This is a genomic window from Shewanella sp. Scap07 (assembly GCF_013394145.1).
Lineage (GTDB): Bacteria > Pseudomonadota > Gammaproteobacteria > Enterobacterales > Shewanellaceae > Shewanella > Shewanella waksmanii.
The window spans coordinates 709,093-725,604 of sequence record NZ_CP041329.1; the positions used below are offsets into that span (position 1 = coordinate 709,093).

Here is a 16,512-nt window from a genome sequence, read left to right on the forward strand (position 1 = left end):
CCATTTATGTTTCATAACGCCAGTGAAAAAATTGATATTGTGAGGTCAGTGTGTTTTTTATCTTGTTGATAATTTTTGTTTTGGTTCCAGTTTTGGAGCTCAATGTACTGATCCGCGTCGGTGAATCGCTTGGCAGTTGGAATACGGTAGGCTTAGTGATTTTTACCGCAGTTGTTGGGGTATCACTGGTGCGCAGTCAAGGTATTAGTACTTTGATGCAAGTGCAAAAAAAGCTAGCAGAAGGTCAAGCGCCTGGACAAGAGATTGTTGAGGGCATGATGTTAGCGATGGCTGGTTTGTTATTGTTAATCCCCGGCTTTGTGACCGACTTTATTGGGTTATTGCTACTGACTCCCTTTACCCGTAAGCCTGTCGCTAAAGTGCTGTATAAACGCATGCAAATTAAAGTGGCTAATCAAAATCATTTTCAAGCTGGCTTTGGCCAAGGTCCTTTTGGTCAAGACCCGCGCTCACCCTTCGGCCAAGATCCGCGTTCGCCTTTTGGTCAAGACCAAGGTAATACCTTTGACGGTGACTATGAACATAAAGTCGACCCCAGTGATAAACGTCCCGAATCACATCAACTGGATGACAAGCAAGACCCTAAAGCTTAATAGACTGAGTAACAAGTACTGAGCACTGAGATTGACCATTGAACCAGTGCCCAAGTAACCTTTGATGGCGCGCTTATCAGTCATTGAGGGTTTTTGGGTTTTTAGGGTAAAAGCGGTCGGCTTGTTTTTCGATCACAGAAAATTTGCGGGTATTTTTATAAGGCAGCTTCATAAAGCCAGCGACACCTTTCCCCTGAATTTTACCAACATGACTTAGAATGCGGTCGAGACTGCCACGAAACGCTGCTTGTTTTCTGGGATTGAGTAGTCGCAAGTAGCTATGGATTTTCATATGTTGTGGCAAGACTTCAAAAATAATACAACCGGTATGATGGATCTGGTTGATCCACGCCAGCTCCGTCATAATCGCTTCTGGCAGCTCTAAGTTCTCATCGGGATCTCGACCATCCTCAAAGTAGCTGTGTAGTCGTGACTTATCCTCAAGTGACGGTACATCGCCCACTTCAAAAGGCAATTGTTGATCCGGTGCGATCTCAAATGGCTGTTCGGTATTATCTCGCTCTAAATGCAGAGTGTCTCGTGCGTTAAAAAAGCACGCTTTAAATACCCCGATCCTGCGGATGCCGCGGGCGAGGGTGACCATGTTATTGACGGCTAATATCAATGCCGATTTTTGTTCGCGGTTGTACAAGGCTAGGTTGGAGTCGATAAATACGCCTGACTCCCGCCAGTGGATGGCTAAACCACCGACAATGGCATATTGGGCTAAACGACTAACAGCGGCAATAAAGCCTTTTTCGGTATCGCCCATGCCTGCCATAAAGTTGCGGTAATACTTTTCTAACTGCAGATCATCCATTTTGGCGATGGGATCATCTGGGTTGTGTTCGCGCAGGAATGACTTTCGTGAGCTGTAGGTTACCGTTTCTACCTCATTTTTTTCACCCAGTTCCCATACCGGGATTTCTGCTTGCATCGCAGGAGTGGGTAACTCGGGGAGGTGCATGCGATGGGCGTGCAGCATACTTTTGAGAAAATAATCGCCGGCGCGATTGCGGGTGGCAGGATCGTCGCTCAACATGGCATCTAATGTACGGGCTAACTCGATAGGTAGGCCGATGCTGGTGGCTGGAATCACTTTACTTCCAAACCGGCTGGCTTGCCCTGAGGCTAACGCATAAAGGGTGGCAGCAACGCCTTGCTCATCAAACCGAGGGCTTGAAAGTGCGCCATTGAGTTGCTCTTCGCCGATGAAGTACACATCCCCCATGCGCGCATTGGTATGCTGCTGATCATTGGACATCACATCCATCACGTTGCCATTAACGGGATTACCATGGGCATCACGTTGGGCAAAAACAGCTGAGCCCCAATCGATTAACGATAGGTGGCCAGTTTGGGTGTCATAAACTAAATTGGAAGGTTTGATATCGCCGTGCACTAACGGGCGTCCGTGATGTAGATATTGCAGAATATTGGCCAGTTGGCGCGCAATACTCATTACCGTTGACACCGGTAAGGCGCCTTTACGCAGGCAAAGCTGCTCAAGATCTTCCCCTGGGGCTCTGGCCATCACCAGTATGCCTTGTTTACCTACATGCTCAAATTTAATCACTGGTGGCACGTTGGGATGTTTGACCTGAGATAACATAAAGGCTTCTTCTTCGAGCCTATCTTGTACATGTTGCGGTAAGGTCATGCGTGAGAACTTAAATACATGGGACTGTTGATGTTTGTCTATTCCAGCAAACACAAAGCCGTAGGCCCCTTTACCAATGAGTTCTATTTGTTGATAGCCCAACTTAGCCAGTTGCTGTTTACATAAGCGCATCCACGCTTTGTGTTTACGCGCATCATCTGCCTTAAGTAAGTAAATCGATTGCTCTTCAGATATATAGAAGTGCTGTAATTGTGGGGTATTGATTGCGGCGGTTGTCATGCTGACCTTAACCGAAGTACGTTAGTTAATTTCTACCCTAAAGCCCGTTGTTGAGCAAGTAGATTTGTTGTGACTCAATAGCGATTCCCTACGCTGCTTTGACAGTTCACATCTGTGATCCCTAGCGAATAATTTCGGATGAGATGTTGACCTATATCAAATCTGTTACAGACACATGCGGGTAGTCTGATACTGAGTTAATCAGTATTTGATAATGGACTTTAAACAAGGTTGGAGGGCATATGACAGAGCTAGATAAAGCCCAATTAATTGAACTATTAGCATATCCAAGAAAACGAATTGTGCAGTCAATGGAGCTAAAATTCTGTCCCCATGCAGGTTTTTTTAATACCAGCGATGAGCAGTGCTTGAACTGTCATCAGGGAATGGAATGTATCTGGATGAACCACAATGATGAGCTCGTCGCCGTAGAGAAAAAATCGGTACAAGAGCTAAAGCAGCAGCTGTTGATTGCGGTCGATTTTATCGATTCCAGTTTAACGCCGCATCATCTATCGCGTCGAAATTGCGAGTGCGAAAATTGTGTTTGGTTACGTCGTGTACAGAAGGTGCTTGATATCCAGTAGGTTGCGACTGTGATTGCCGGTGACAATTCTAAATTGCGTTAAGATGACCTTACGCATTGCGATACTGTCAATAAGCTTGCGCCTTTGCATCTGAAGGTGTGAGCGATTAAAGTGGGCAACTTTATAACATCAGCCGTTTCTAGGTTGGATCAATGTTAGGAGTCGCACCATGCAACCCAATTTTTGGCATGAGAAATGGGCCGCCGCACAGATCGGTTTTCATCTTGATGCTGTCAATCCGCTGTTAATCAAATATTGGCCTAGCTTAGGCCTAGCCCCCCAAAGCCAAGTTTTTGTGCCGTTATGCGGTAAGACCTTAGATATGTGCTTTTTAGCAGAGCAAGGGCATGAGGTGATCGGCTGCGAGCTTAGCGAACAGGCCGTGCAGCAGTTTTTTACCGACAATAATCTAGCGGTTAATCAAACTATAAGCGGTGCGCACCAGTGCTTTATCACTGAGCAAATAGCCCTTTATCAGGGGGACATTTTCACCTTGCCTGCCGAGGTGACCCAGCAAGCGGTGGGTTTTTATGACAGAGCGGCGTTAATCGCCTGGCCGGAGTCAATGCGCAGTGATTATGCTAAACGCATTGCTGAGTTAATTGCGCCAAAAAGCATTGGCTTATTAGTTACCCTTGATTATCCGCAAGAGACATTAAAAGGTCCGCCATTTGCTGTGTCTGATGATTGGGTTAACCGCCATTTATCGGCCGATTTTTCTATTGAATTATTACATAGTGAAGATGTACTAGATGACAACCAAAGGTTTGTCAGTAAAGGCGTGCCTTGGCTGACCGAGTCAGTGTATCGGTTAGTGAGGAAAGGCTAATACCAATCAGTATAAACATTTAGTCACTCAGCGAGAATTTAGCGGTTCTGAGGTAAGGCAACGAGTGAAGAGCATAGTTATTCTACGGTTAAGCTCGTTAACACAGCATCAGAATAGCTAAAACTCGCCATTCTGGCGCGTTTTAGGCTGCCTACTTCTGCGTTGAATAATTTCACAAGGGAACAACCATTGTTTCAATCATTCGCCTTGAATTAGTTTGCCCAAAGCGCGCTGAGTAGATCAAATTCTTATACTGATTGGTATAAGCTTCAACAAGCTAAGTTCACACATTAAAAAAGCGACTCAATGAGTCGCTTTTTTTACTGTTGCAGCCTTAGCGGCGACAGATTAGAAGTTGTAACGTACACCCACAGTGAATACGTTGTCGTCTTCTAGGTCAACTTTGTTGCCAAGTATTTTGTGGCTGCCTTCATACATGGCATAGTGACCGTAAATCATCGTTGATTTAGCCACTTTGTAGTCAGCACCAACAGTGATAACTTGTACGTCTACATCGGTGCCATCAACTTCGGTGATGTTTTTGTAGTACTTACCGAAACCGCCTTCATCTTTACCGTATTCAGCTTTTAGGTTAACGCCGTTTAGGTTGTAAGCGATATTGACGAAGTAAGAATCACCTTCTTGGTCAGTTGTTTGGCTTTCAGTGCTTTGGTATAGACCACCTAGCTTGAAGTTACCCAGTTTAACTTGTGCTACACCACGGTATGCATCGATGCCGCCGATAGTGTTGTAAGCAGCTGCAACGTAGAAGTTTTGCGCTTTGAACTTCTTGTCACCAATGGTTGCGCTTAGTGCGTATTGTTGATCTTCAAATGAGTGATTACCATTTTCATCAACATAGTTATCTTCCATTAGGTAAGTGGCGTTTAACGTCACTAGGTCAGCAATTTTTGGCGAGTAGTACCAGATACCGTCGCCAGAACGTGTTTGACCACCGACTAAACGGTCGATATCAGCGTTAGTATTACCGAATAGATCGATACCACCTTCAGATTGCTTAAATACGGTGTCGTTACGACCCACTAACACAGTACCTGCGTTAGTTTTAAGGCCAAGGTAAGTATTACGCGCTTTAAATGTGTCACCTTCTTTCGCTGTATTCTCTACTTGAAATTCCATTTGGTAGATCACATCGATATTTTTAGACAGGCTTTCGCTGCCTTTAACACCTAGGTGAGAGAAGTTGTTTTCAAAAACAGTACCGTCTTTACCGTTTTGAGTGGTTGCACCATTGTCAGAGTTAGTTACTGATAGGTCTAGGCGGCCGTAGAAGCTTGGACCTTCAGCTAGCGCGCTGAAAGAAGTCATAGCAATTACAGATGCAACTGATGCAGAGATTAGTGTCTTTTTCATGTGTGTGCTCCCAAGAACCGAGGTTCTTCTCCATTTTTTTAATGGTTATTTAGATAGTTTCCATTCTTTGTTGCAAGCGTCCATTCTTGTAACAAACATAGGGCCGAATTTTACAGTTTTGTGTGTTAAAGAGTGTGGGCTAGATCAAAGTTCTGCTTTCCCATCACAGATTCGGTTCGTTTTTGTGACAAGTTTGTCCTTATTGAGCGCTAATTGCTCAAGTCGTGTAAAAATCTAGCTTTTTTCTATTTAAAAAGGGGTATATGACTGCATTTTTTATAACATTAACCTCACCTTTATAAGGGTTTGCTAAAATTGTAGTCGAAATGCTAAAAAATGCTTACCAATGTTGAAAATAGTTAAACGGCAGGCTCCGCCAAGGGGCAGTTGCGCCAGCTATAAGTGCACATTGAAGTGGTATTTTTAGGTGGGGGATCTTTAGCGGTTGTGATCTTATTTGGAGCTAGGTGACTGGCAATAGCCATTAAAAAAGCACCCCTGAGGGTGCTTTTTAACTAACACTTAATGGCTATATAAAATAGCGATCAAGTATTCGTGGGTAGGACGACTTGATTCGCAACAGCGATTAGAAGTCGTAACGCATACCTAAAGTGAAGATATCATCACTTAAATCTGCAGTAACACCCGCTAGCTTCATGTCACCATCATATTTGGTGTAGTGGCCATAAAATAGGGTGTTCTTACTTACGCGGTAGTCTGCACCGATGCTGAACTGTTGGATATCAACGTCAGTTACGGTTTCCATACCTGCACCGTCAGCGTTACCTACATAACGGCTAACGTACTTACCAAGACCTGAGTCATCGCTACCGTACATCGCTTTTAGCTTAACATTGCCCATTACGTATGCCGCGTTGACAAAGTATGTGTCACCTTCAAGGTTTGAATACTTTTCATCTTTGTGTTCAGTATTCTGGTAGAAACCACCAAGAATGACGTTACCCAATTTAACTTGAGCGACACCGCGGTATGCTTTGACATCGTCAATGCCGTCGTTGTAAGCAGCAGCCACGTAGTAGTTTTGTGCTTTAAGGGCTTTATCACCTAATGTCGCGCTTAGGGCGTACATGTTGCCAGCGTCAACGCGCTCTTCACCGTCGAAGCTAACGTGATTATCTTCAATTAGGTAAGTAGCGTTTAGGGTGACTAGGTCAGCAATTTTTGGCGAGTAATAAGTGATGCCATCAGCAGTACGAGATTGACCAGCTGCTAGCAGATCGATATCTGAGTTGCTGTTGCCAAAGATATCGAAGCCACCTTCAGATGATTTGAACACAGTGTCATTACGGCCAACAAGCGCAGTACCCGCTGCGGTTTTTAAACCTAGGTAAGTGTTACGTGCAGCGAATGTGTTACCCGAGTTGTCGAAGTTACTAACACCGAACTCCATTTGGTAGATCACTTCAAGATCTTCGTTGATCTTCTCAGTGCCTTTAACACCTAACCATGAGAAGTTGTTCTCAATGATAGTGCCATCTTTTTGATTTTGTGTAGCAACGCCAAGATCTGAGTTAGTGAATGCAAGATCGGCACGGCCATAGAAGTTTGGACCATCAGCTAGGGCAGTAAAAGAAGTTGCTGCTAATGCTGAGATAATTGTTGCGGACAGAACAGTTTTTTTCATTGTCATCTTCCTGTAGCGATAAGGATGTACAACTGCGGTATGCAGTGACATCACTAAGCTGGGCTATATAGAATCTGTTGGTATTAATGACAGCGGAAACATCCACTGTCGGCTAATGTGAGAGCCTGTGTTTGTCGCTGGGCAGTCTGCATAAATCTGCCAGAATGTTTTGTGATGAAGTTCAAAAAAATCACTAAATACGTGACGGTTTTCATGTTTTTTTACATTGTTATTCAATTAGTTGTGAGTGTTGGTAACACCCTTTTTTGATGCGACTTAAGTTGACTACTTTTGGTGAGTAAAGTTAACAATTGTTGATTTGAATAATTGCTGTGGGGTTTGCTGGCAGATTGAGATAAAATCAGCGCCGCAGTGTTTATTTTGTTGGAGCGTGATTGTTGAGTGCACTTACTGAAGCTTATTTAAATCGTTTTGCTGGCATTGGCCGTTTATATGGCCAAGATGCGCTACAGCAATTCTCAAAGTCTCACGTAGCCGTTGTTGGTATCGGCGGAGTGGGCACTTGGGTGGCCGAAGCACTTGCAAGAAGTGGTATCGCTGAGATAACTCTAATCGATTTAGATGACATTTGTGTGACTAATACCAATCGTCAGATCCATGCACTACGTGACACCATCGGCGAGTCTAAAGTGGAGGTGATGGCTAAGCGTATTAAAGCTATCAATCCAGAATGTGTGGTACATGAAGTGGAAGACTTTATTACCACCACCAATTTAAATGAATATTTTATTGGCCGTAAGCAGCAAGGCAGCCTTGATTACGTCATCGACTGTATTGATGCGGTCAAACCCAAAGCCGCATTGATTGCTTGGTGTAAAAGACAAAAACTGCCCATCGTCACAGTGGGTGGGGCGGGGGGACAAGTTGATCCGACTCAAGTGCAAGTGGCCGATTTAGCTAAGACCCATCAAGATCCTTTATTGGCGAAAGTTCGTAACTTACTGCGCCGCGAATATAACTTTTCCAAAAATCTCGCTAGACGCTTCAGCATTGAAGCGGTTTATTCTACTGAGCAATTGGTCTACCCGCAGGCTGATGGCAGTGTTTGCCATGCAAAAGCCAGTGCAGATGGCAGTATGCGTATGGACTGCGCCTCTGGTTTTGGCGCGGTGACTGTGGTGACTGGCACATTCGGCTTTGTGGCAGTAAGCCGAGTACTGATTAAACTGGCCCAGCGAGCAAAAGCAGCTAAAAGCTAGTGTTGTGATAACGGCAGTGTCGTTAGCAGTAGGTTAACCAATCGCAGCAAAATTGATCGATATCTAAGTTTTGTACTCAGTGGTCTTGATAGACTCAGGCCACTTTTAGTCATCGGTACTCAGCTATGAGCAAACCACTTTTAGATCGATTTTTACGCTATGTCACTTTTAATACCCAGTCAGATGCTCAAGTTAGCGCTTGCCCAAGTACGGCAGGCCAATTGGCGTTTGCTCAAGTACTGGCACAAGAGTTACAGCAACTTGGCTTTAGCGATGTACATCTAAACGATAAGGCTTATCTTAGGGCTAAAGTGCCCGCAACGGTTCAAGGTGTGCCAGCCATTGGCTTTATTGCCCATCTTGATACTGCGCCGGACTTCAGCGGTGCCGATGTTAAACCGCAAATCATAGAAAATTACCCAGGTGGCGATATCATGCTGTCGTCAACGGTAAGCTTATCAGCCCAGCAGTATCCCAGCCTTAACCAATATCGTGGACAAACCCTGATCACCACCAATGGCGAAACTTTGCTTGGCGGTGACGACAAAGCTGGTATAGCCGAGATCATTACTGCATTAAAGCATCTTATCGACAATCCACAACTATCCCATGGCGATATTTTGCTGTGTTTTACCCCCGATGAAGAGATTGGCCGCGGTGCAGACCTGTTCGATGTAGCGGGTTTTGGCGCCCAATGGGCTTATACGGTTGATGGTGGTGAGCTGGGGGAGCTGGAGTTTGAAAACTTCAATGCTGCCACCGCAGTAGTTACTGCAACCGGTAACAATTGCCATCCTGGCAGTGCATTTGGGGTGATGATTAATGCCCAAACAATGGCAGCACGTTTTCATGCCACTATGCCGTTGGCTGACACCCCTGAAAACAGTCAAGATTACGATGGCTTTTTCCATCTAATGGACATGCAAGGGGTCACCGAATCTGCGCAGCTAACGTACTTAATTCGTGACTTTGATCGTGACCAGTTTGAGCAGCGTAAGCAGTGGTTAGCATCCCGTGTTGCTAAGTACGATGCTGAGCTCACCGTTGGCAAACTGACCATAGACATTACCGATAGCTATTACAATATGCGCGAGCAGGTCGAAGGCCATCCTCACATTATCGATATTGCTAAAGCGGCAATGCTGGCCTGCAATGTCGAACCCATTATTAAGCCGATTCGCGGCGGTACCGATGGCAGTCGCTTATCGTTTATGGGATTACCTTGTCCGAATATTTTTACCGGCGGGCATAATTTTCATGGTAAGCATGAATACATCTGCTTAGAGTCGATGCAAAAAGCGGTCGAAGTGATCATTGCTATTAGTTGTCTTACTGCGGAGCGTTACTCAAGCACCAATAAGGCTTAAGTTACGTATAACGCTATGCATCTTAAGCTTGATTGGGGTTAAGGTAATGGAATCACCGGCATTTCAATGGGGTCACTGCTGGTAGGAAAGCTAATCACAAAACAGGCGCCGCCCAAAATTGGCGCAGTATCAAGTTTGATGCTGCCTTTGAGTAAGGTTGCGGCATTAAAGGCGGCAGATAGCCCTAAGCCAGTGCCGCCTTTATTACGTGTAGTGGTATAAAAAGGCTCAAAAATATGGGTGGCAGCCTCAGCGCTAATGCCACAGCCATTGTCTTGAATGGCGATATTAATGTGCTCACCATCAAATTCACTTTCTATGTAAATGCGGCCTTGCTGTAGATCAGTAAAAGCATGGGCATAAGCATTAGATAAGATGTTGGTGACGATCTGCTTGAGCAGCTTTTGATTGGTAGTGATCACCAATTCGGGATCAACATTAATATCTATTTCAACTTGTTGATTAGGGTAGATGAGCTTCATAGAGTCACAGTGATCTTGCAATGTTTCCCGCAGATTTAAACTGCGTTTTTCTTCTAAACTCTGCTCGGCAGCGACTGTTTTGAACTTCTGAATTAAACTGCTTGCTCGGGTAATATTACTGATAATGAGTTCGCAGCTTTGTTGGTACTCTTCTAAGATTGAATTGATCTCTTCAAGGGTGGCATTTTCACTGTGGATCAATTCGATCAATTCTTTAATGTGCACCAGTTGGGTACTGGCTGCTGTTAAGCAGATACCGATTGGGGTGTTGATCTCATGGGCAACCCCAGAGACGAGTCCGCCCAAGGCTGCCATTTTCTCTTGTTCTACAAGCACTTCTTGTGCTTTTTTCAATACCAGCAATGATTGTTCTAGTTCTTGCGTACGCTCTTTGACTTGTCTAGCAAGCTCCTCCTTGTAACTACGTTCTAAATCCAGCAAGCGCTCTCGATCGGCCAGTGCGTCTTGCAATTCCTGTTTAGATTTCTTGATATCGTCAAAGGAGACTCGCAGCTGCTGTTGCATAGTATTGATAGCATGAGCGACTTGAGTAAACTCATCTTGGCGATGTTGTTTATCAGTAAAAATAAGTGGTTCGAAATCGGTATCAATACGGATATTTTGGCTATATAAACTCAACTTAAGCAGGTGCCGAGTGATCTGAAACCAGACTAAAAACAAGATAAAGCCGGCCACAATGAAGGTTTTTATCGCATTAGATATTAAGATGACGATGGCGCGATCGAGTAGTTTGTCATACACCGCCCGCAGATCGGCTTGCACTAACAAACTGCCAACAGGAATCACATCATTGCCTGAGTTATAGGTCAGTGGAAAGGATTTCTCTATGGTATTTTCTGGTTTGGGTATCCCCGCTTCCCACTCTTGGCCACTGTCATCGTTGATGGCGATAAAGGTGATATCTGGCAGCTGGATCAAACCGTCAATCTGCGTATTGATTAGTCGCTCGTCAATGACCCAAATGCTTGCCGCTAGCACCTCTAGGTTAACTTTTTCAATGCTGTCAAACTGCTCACTGATGCGACTGACATCACTGTTGTAGTCCTTAAAAAGTTGAAAACCCGTTGTGAGTATAGTGATCAATGAGCTAAACAAAATAATAGATAGCGTTAGCTTTCTACCGATTGGGCTCTTGAGCAATTGGCTAGTCAATATTTGCATGGTGTATTCAGGGGGCGCCTTTTCCTTAAATGAAATCTACCTGATCATCGCTAGGTCTCAGATCCATATAGTGTTAAGCATAGACGGCCTACAGTTTTCTGCTTACTGATTTATGGGGATTTTCTGGCTATTTCGATACATCTATGGATATAAGGCGTCAAAAAAATTTTGGCATTTATTTTGCATTTGGTAGATCCAGTACAGATCTTTGACACTGGGTATATGAAGATGGAAAAAGTGGACGTCAAAATAATGAAACAGATCACCCCAAAACAAGTGGTGTTTAATACTATGCTTTGGCTTGCATTGGTCAGCGCAACATTGCTGTTTGCCCCAAGTGCTGTGATGGAAACCTTGCGATTGGATGTGTTTGTCCAACAATATGCTCACTACTTAGGGTTAGGATTGATAATCGGTAGTGCGTACTTGCTGACTCAGGTGGCAAGTTACTTTTTAGATGAAGCAATTACCTACCTCAAGAGCAAGCGCAATGTTGAAGTGATTGAGAAAAAAGTCCGCTTACTTGACCCAACCGAGCGAGCGTTATTGCGGGAGTTCTTTTTACAAGGCGAAACTATTTTAACTCTACCTGAAGCTGAACCCGCGGTAATGAGTTTAGTTGAAACCAATATTTTGCAGCCGATGGGTAACCAAAGGCATTACGCGATTCAGGGGTCGACGGCCGACTTTAAAATATCAATGCAGGCGCGCAGTTACCTTAACCGTCAGGTGTTACGTTTGCCAGTGGGTGAGCCTAGCCAGGAAGAGATGCAGTTATTGATAAAAGCACGCCCAACTTTTGCCAATAGCATAGCGCCGCAGCGCAAGCATGCCGCTTAAGGCGCAGGCTGCCACTGTTAATATCCATATTGCCTAGACAAAAAAATGGGGGCTCAATGGGCCCCCTGCATTAGAAATTTTGTTATTTTTTTGATGCGCGCTTAGCTACTGCTGCGGCTTATTGTGGTTTGGATTTGCTAATGAACATCCACATGATGTACGACATAATCCCTATTGTGGCGAATATCACAATCATCGACAGCAAACCAATGGCGTTACCAAACATTAAATCTAACCAAAATGCCATAGTGAAATCCTCTTTCGCAGATGTATCAAAATTTGATATCCCTAAATTACCGCGATTGTTACCAACTTTTGCTGATCTTGATCAAGGATTGCTATGCAAATGGAAAATTTTATCTATTTTGTGTTGTGAAGCTGGCAATTGACTGGCAGGCAGCATGGTTTCGATTGTCAAAGGGGCCAACAAGGGCGCCTTCGCTGGAAAAATGCTCGTTTGATACTAAAGGTTAAGTAAAAGGCTTGCGATATCCAAATCCAAAGGTATAATTCCGTTCACTTACTTCGCAGAGCCTGTGATTTAAGGTCTATTTGATTAATGCCGGTGTGGTGGAATTGGTAGACACGACGGATTCAAAATCCGTTGCTTTCGAGCGTGACGGTTCAAGTCCGTCCACCGGTACCAATCAAAATACTCTTTTCGAAGAGACTTTCATTAAGAAAGTAAGAAACCTGCTAATAAGCAGGTTTTTTTATGTCTAAATTTTATCAACCAGATCTCCTCTACGCCCTACAGATAAACGCTTCAATCCCGTCAGAGTTAAATTAAACCCGTGCTTTTTTATTTTCTTGTAGCTTGATGACTTAGCACGGTGGAACACAGGTGCAGGAAAGTGGTCAACAACTTATTTAGCTAGCAGGTGATACTCGTTTTTTGGACCATGGTGCCAAACAGGCGTTTGTACGGATAACATTTTGGCGGTCAGCTGCGGGAGACTCACAGCCTATGAGACCTTTAATGCATGCTCTTTGCAGATTTTGTCTGTTTCATCTTCGGTGAGATCAATGTTGAGCAAGCGACAAAAATAGCCATTGGCGTGTTTTTCGTTGTGAATACATGTCCTGCATACACCAAACGTATCCATGTTATTGGTTTTCAATAGGGCGCTATTCAATGCGCTTAATGATTTGGTTAGCGAGGACTGACTTTCTGTATCTAAACTTTCCAAAGCTTCAGTGAAAGGCATTCCTGGTAACTCTTGTTCTATGAGTTTTTTGCCTTTTTGCGTCACCCATAACCTGACTGTGCGTTTGTCATGCTTATCGGGAATCTTCTCAATAAAGCCTTTTGCCTCGAGCGATTTGATGGTTTGTGACACTGTCCCTTTTGTTTGGCCCAGGTAGTCCACCACCGACATCAAGGTGTTAGAAAATTGGTTGCATGAAACAAGGTAATGAAGGACCTCAACCTGCACAGGTTGAAGGCCGCATTTGGTCGCCACTTTTCTCAGGTTCGCCCGGGTGATTTCACCCAACCTTTCTATGAGTTTGTATGTTTCATATATATCCATAACAGAATGGTATCGACTAAAAACAATGTTGACAAGCAAAATGTTTTGATCAAATATAGTTTCGATTCGAAACTATATGGTGATTTAACATGAATAATCTGAAAAAACTTATCATCCCCTGTTGGGTGACGACGATACTCCTATCTGGATGTGGCTCTGATGGCACAAAGCAATCTGATTTTGAAATCCCTGCTCCTGTTGAGGCTGTATTGCCAGGAGACGATTACGATGTAGGGGCGTTTGAAATCAGCAACGCGCACGTGAAATATGAAGCTGTTTTAGATGCCTATGTCTTTACTATTGAGACCAGTGAGGAAGCAGGTTCTGTCGCGCCGGTTCCGGCTGGGCAAGTAGATGGCGCACCTGTTTTAGGCTATGTGTTCGTCACTGACCTACGGCCTGAAGATATTGGTTATGCTGGTGTACAAGGCACTGTCGCGCTTGGAATAACCAGCCACCCTGACTTTGATGATACGCCGCTATGGGATGAAGATAATAACAGCGCCTATGATGACGATGGTGTTGTGTATCACTCTCATTGGGTAGTGCTTGAAGAGAATACCTTAGCAGGTGAGGGGCTCGCCGTGGTGCAGGCTAGCGTTGATGATGTTTTGACGCCAACCTCTCCCATGGCGATGTATCTTGATTCTCCGGGGTTCACTATTGTTGAGAAAGGTCGCGAAATTAGCGTTATCGTGCCAGTCAATGCAGTTAAACGCCAAGCTGACTTTGTCTCAAATGCGCTAACCGCTTACTTAGAAGTGGCGATCATCGATCAAACCCCTCTATTAAAAGTTGAACGTATATACAGCGAGCTAGACGCCCAGCTTGTGATACAAAATAGTGCCCGCGTACCAGCATTTAACTGGCCAAGCTTATCCACCGAAATGACAACGGAGTCATTTAACCTAGTTAACACAAGTGTTGATTACCTTGAAGAAATCGACTCTTTGATCTTTTCAATGACGACTCTTGCACCTGCGGCGACGAGTACAGTGATGCCGATTGGTGAGGTCAATGGAGCACCAGTGCTAGGTTATGTATTCCCGACCAATGTGTCACCTAATGCGGTAGGCTTCAAAAACATTGATGACGGCATTCTAGCGCTCGCCGTGACCACCCATCCTGATTTTGACGACACCCCACTATGGGATGAAAATGCCAATGGCGACTTCCTCGATGACGGTGTGGTGTACCACACTCACTGGGTCGCTTTAGTGCCTGACGAAGCGTCGCAAGCGGGTCTGTCGGTACCTTATACGCTGGACCAAAGCAACTTACCGCCAACCGCACCAATGCCTATGTATCTTGATTCTCCCAATTTTCATGCTTATGCATCGGATAACACTCTGAGAGTCATCGTGCCCACACAACGCGTAAACAATATCACCTCCTTTAACTTTGATGGCGTCACGGCCACGATGAATGTTGATACCACAGGTGAAGGGCCGGTATTGAGAGTCAATGGTGTTATTGACGTGCAATCAGGTGATTTAAGCCTGCCGTACACAGTGACAGAGAAATTACTTGTCGACTTTCAATAATTGATTTCAATAGCAGGAGGATACGAAATGTCAGTATTCAATGAAGCCATACCTAGCCTAATCACCGCGACACCAGCGGAAGGCCGAGAGTTAGCGATTGTGATAGCACGAAAAACCATTGCTGCAATGCAGCCTGATAGTGATGTTAGACAGCGCTTGAGACCAGCATACGCTGAGAATGTGGAAATACTCATTCATGCTGGGCAGGTCGTTGCCACCGAGTTTCAGACCATCGCGCTGGCCAACAACTTTTGGAAATGACGAGGACCCACACCATGCAAATTCATGTATACGACACCCATGTGACAACCGCAGAAGGGAAATATCTCCATTTTGATGTTTTAGTGGATGACAGCAATACCGCGAATGTTGCCACTTTTGTTGAGCGCTATTTGCAGACTAAGGGGATTGTCGCCGCCACACTGGCTTCGGCCTCGTGTCAATTTTGTCACAGCGAAGCCGCTAACCCAGAAGTTCAGCAATCGATTCACAGCCACGGTTATTATATTTTGCCGATAAGTGGTTGCTAACAAGAGGAAAAATGATGAAATTATTTAGTAGATCAATGTTAGCTACTGTGTCTGTGCTAACGGCATCTTTGGCCGCAAGTTCGGCTATCGCACACGATAGGCACCAAGGTGGTATTCACTCAGCAAAGGGGGATTCCATACTCGCACCGTTTGATATTGTGCACGCGAAAATCACGACGAATGGCAATGTGGCGGTATTCCATATGGCTGTTGCTGGCAATGCTGGTGAAGCGAAACCTAATTCGATTGGTAAGCTGGCGGGTAGCGATGTGTTTTCCTATGTCTGGCCAACCAGTATTGATAGTTATGAGGTGGGTTTTGAGAAAAGTGCCGGAATATTAGCTTTGGCAGTGACGTCTCATCCAGACTTTGATGATACTCCCTTGTTTGATGAGAACGGTGATGGCAATACGGATAATGATGGCGATTTATGGCACAGTCATTGGGTGGTACTTCAGCCCAATGAGCAATGTGGTGTTGGTGCGCTTAGTGTCGTCGACATCCCCGATGGTGCGTCGCCAAGGTTACCCAAAACTTGGCCCGGCCTGCCCTTACTGATAGATAGCCCCGGGTGGCAGCCTACTTTTGACGGTGATACTGTTGAAGTTAAGGTGCCCTTTAATGACATTAACATCATTGAGGCCTCAAGTTATGATGGTGTCACCTCTGGATTAAGAGTCAATCAAAGTGTTCATTCGCCGTTATTGTGTGTTGTTGATGTGATGGATATTGCATCGGGCGATCTGAGCCTACCCGGCAAAGTAAACCGCTAAAAAGCGCTAAAGTGAATGGCGATTAACTTGGCGGCACTGTACTTGAAGGCATAGTACTTGACGGCATTGTACTTGGCTGGGCTTATCACTCAA

Annotated in this window: 16 protein-coding genes and 1 tRNA gene; 11 read left to right on the forward strand and 6 right to left on the reverse strand. The window is 44.8% G+C overall.

Translation table 11 applies throughout. The features are described from left to right. Positions 1-50: 50 nt before the first annotated feature. Positions 51-614, forward strand: a complete 564-nt coding sequence (locus FLM48_RS03075; RefSeq protein ID WP_179023379.1) for an FxsA family protein — start codon at positions 51-53, stop codon at positions 612-614. A 76-nt stretch (positions 615-690) separates the two neighbouring features. Here FLM48_RS03075 and FLM48_RS03080 read toward each other — a convergent pair whose 3' ends face one another. Further along, the gene (locus FLM48_RS03080; RefSeq protein ID WP_179026256.1) at positions 691-2,499 is read right to left on the reverse strand and encodes a protein kinase; all 1,809 of its coding nucleotides are present in this window, start codon (positions 2,497-2,499) and stop codon (positions 691-693) included. Positions 2,500-2,756: 257 nt separating this feature from the next. Here FLM48_RS03080 and FLM48_RS03085 point away from each other — a divergent pair, with 257 nt between their 5' ends. Together FLM48_RS03085 and FLM48_RS03090 are read left to right on the forward strand one after the other, a co-directional pair. Next, a complete protein-coding gene (locus FLM48_RS03085; protein WP_028773682.1) occupies positions 2,757-3,101 on the forward strand; it encodes a hypothetical protein in 345 nt (114 codons plus the stop codon). Positions 3,102-3,270: 169 nt separating this feature from the next. Further along, positions 3,271-3,930 carry a thiopurine S-methyltransferase gene (locus tag FLM48_RS03090; protein WP_179023381.1) on the forward strand — a complete coding sequence of 220 codons (660 nt, stop codon included), beginning with the start codon at positions 3,271-3,273 and terminating at the stop codon, positions 3,928-3,930. 348 nt (positions 3,931-4,278) lie between these two features. Here the strand turns inward: FLM48_RS03090 and FLM48_RS03095 are convergent, their stop codons facing one another. Continuing rightward, entirely contained in the window at positions 4,279-5,304 is a 1,026-nt protein-coding gene (locus tag FLM48_RS03095) for a porin (RefSeq protein ID WP_179023383.1), read from the reverse strand. Positions 5,305-5,890: 586 nt separating this feature from the next. Next, a complete protein-coding gene (locus tag FLM48_RS03100; protein ID WP_179023385.1) occupies positions 5,891-6,949 on the reverse strand; it encodes a porin in 1,059 nt (352 codons plus the stop codon). A gap of 398 nt (positions 6,950-7,347) precedes the next feature. On the opposite strand from FLM48_RS03100, the gene tcdA reads away from it, so the two are divergent. After that, positions 7,348-8,169: a tRNA cyclic N6-threonylcarbamoyladenosine(37) synthase TcdA gene (gene tcdA / locus FLM48_RS03105; RefSeq protein WP_256871032.1), complete on the forward strand. Its 822-nt coding sequence runs from the start codon at positions 7,348-7,350 to the stop codon at positions 8,167-8,169. Positions 8,170-8,294: 125 nt separating this feature from the next. Then, positions 8,295-9,536, forward strand: a complete 1,242-nt coding sequence (gene pepT / locus FLM48_RS03110; RefSeq protein ID WP_179023389.1) for a peptidase T — start codon at positions 8,295-8,297, stop codon at positions 9,534-9,536. A 38-nt stretch (positions 9,537-9,574) separates the two neighbouring features. Here the strand turns inward: pepT and FLM48_RS03115 are convergent, their stop codons facing one another. Continuing rightward, positions 9,575-11,200: an ATP-binding protein gene (locus tag FLM48_RS03115; protein WP_179023391.1), complete on the reverse strand. Its 1,626-nt coding sequence runs from the start codon at positions 11,198-11,200 to the stop codon at positions 9,575-9,577. Positions 11,201-11,428: 228 nt separating this feature from the next. Here FLM48_RS03115 and FLM48_RS03120 point away from each other — a divergent pair, with 228 nt between their 5' ends. Then, positions 11,429-12,040, forward strand: coding sequence for a superinfection exclusion B family protein (locus tag FLM48_RS03120; RefSeq protein ID WP_179023393.1), 612 nt, complete (start codon positions 11,429-11,431; stop codon positions 12,038-12,040). Between the two features lie 118 nt (positions 12,041-12,158). Here FLM48_RS03120 and FLM48_RS03125 read toward each other — a convergent pair whose 3' ends face one another. Next, positions 12,159-12,287, reverse strand: a complete 129-nt coding sequence (locus FLM48_RS03125; RefSeq protein WP_179023395.1) for a DUF3149 domain-containing protein — start codon at positions 12,285-12,287, stop codon at positions 12,159-12,161. A gap of 314 nt (positions 12,288-12,601) precedes the next feature. Between FLM48_RS03125 and FLM48_RS03130 the strand changes: the two genes are divergently transcribed. Further along, positions 12,602-12,686: transfer RNA gene (locus tag FLM48_RS03130), tRNA-Leu, on the forward strand. A 319-nt stretch (positions 12,687-13,005) separates the two neighbouring features. Here the strand turns inward: FLM48_RS03130 and FLM48_RS03135 are convergent. Beyond that, positions 13,006-13,572: a MarR family winged helix-turn-helix transcriptional regulator gene (locus tag FLM48_RS03135; RefSeq protein ID WP_179023396.1), complete on the reverse strand. Its 567-nt coding sequence runs from the start codon at positions 13,570-13,572 to the stop codon at positions 13,006-13,008. 89 nt (positions 13,573-13,661) lie between these two features. On the opposite strand from FLM48_RS03135, the gene FLM48_RS03140 reads away from it, so the two are divergent. From FLM48_RS03140 to FLM48_RS03155, 4 genes are read left to right on the forward strand one after another with little or no spacing between them, the layout of a single operon-like run. Next, complete coding sequence (locus tag FLM48_RS03140) at positions 13,662-15,116, forward strand: hypothetical protein (RefSeq protein WP_179023398.1); 1,455 nt, start codon at positions 13,662-13,664, stop codon at positions 15,114-15,116. A gap of 27 nt (positions 15,117-15,143) precedes the next feature. After that, entirely contained in the window at positions 15,144-15,377 is a 234-nt protein-coding gene (locus FLM48_RS03145; RefSeq protein WP_179023400.1) for a hexameric tyrosine-coordinated heme protein, read from the forward strand. Between the two features lie 14 nt (positions 15,378-15,391). Beyond that, entirely contained in the window at positions 15,392-15,646 is a 255-nt protein-coding gene (locus FLM48_RS03150; RefSeq protein ID WP_179023402.1) for a DUF2024 family protein, read from the forward strand. A gap of 11 nt (positions 15,647-15,657) precedes the next feature. After that, positions 15,658-16,419, forward strand: coding sequence for a hypothetical protein (locus FLM48_RS03155; protein WP_256871033.1), 762 nt, complete (start codon positions 15,658-15,660; stop codon positions 16,417-16,419). Positions 16,420-16,512 lie beyond the last annotated feature (93 nt).

What these genes read in the sequence shown, in the direction of transcription:
- FLM48_RS03085 (WP_028773682.1), top strand. Translation starts at nt 2,757, where the DNA reads ATGACAGAGCTAGATAAAGCCCAATTAATTGAACTATTAGCATATCCA.
- FLM48_RS03090 (WP_179023381.1), top strand. Translation starts at nt 3,271, where the DNA reads ATGCAACCCAATTTTTGGCATGAGAAATGGGCCGCCGCACAGATCGGT.
- FLM48_RS03095 (WP_179023383.1), bottom strand. Translation starts at nt 5,304, where the DNA reads ATGAAAAAGACACTAATCTCTGCATCAGTTGCATCTGTAATTGCTATG.
- FLM48_RS03100 (WP_179023385.1), bottom strand. Translation starts at nt 6,949, where the DNA reads ATGAAAAAAACTGTTCTGTCCGCAACAATTATCTCAGCATTAGCAGCA.
- pepT (WP_179023389.1), top strand. Translation starts at nt 8,295, where the DNA reads ATGAGCAAACCACTTTTAGATCGATTTTTACGCTATGTCACTTTTAAT.
- FLM48_RS03115 (WP_179023391.1), bottom strand. Translation starts at nt 11,200, where the DNA reads ATGCAAATATTGACTAGCCAATTGCTCAAGAGCCCAATCGGTAGAAAG.
- FLM48_RS03120 (WP_179023393.1), top strand. Translation starts at nt 11,429, where the DNA reads ATGGAAAAAGTGGACGTCAAAATAATGAAACAGATCACCCCAAAACAA.
- FLM48_RS03125 (WP_179023395.1), bottom strand. Translation starts at nt 12,287, where the DNA reads ATGGCATTTTGGTTAGATTTAATGTTTGGTAACGCCATTGGTTTGCTG.
- FLM48_RS03135 (WP_179023396.1), bottom strand. Translation starts at nt 13,572, where the DNA reads ATGGATATATATGAAACATACAAACTCATAGAAAGGTTGGGTGAAATC.
- FLM48_RS03140 (WP_179023398.1), top strand. Translation starts at nt 13,662, where the DNA reads ATGAATAATCTGAAAAAACTTATCATCCCCTGTTGGGTGACGACGATA.
- FLM48_RS03145 (WP_179023400.1), top strand. Translation starts at nt 15,144, where the DNA reads ATGTCAGTATTCAATGAAGCCATACCTAGCCTAATCACCGCGACACCA.
- FLM48_RS03150 (WP_179023402.1), top strand. Translation starts at nt 15,392, where the DNA reads ATGCAAATTCATGTATACGACACCCATGTGACAACCGCAGAAGGGAAA.
- FLM48_RS03155 (WP_256871033.1), top strand. Translation starts at nt 15,658, where the DNA reads ATGATGAAATTATTTAGTAGATCAATGTTAGCTACTGTGTCTGTGCTA.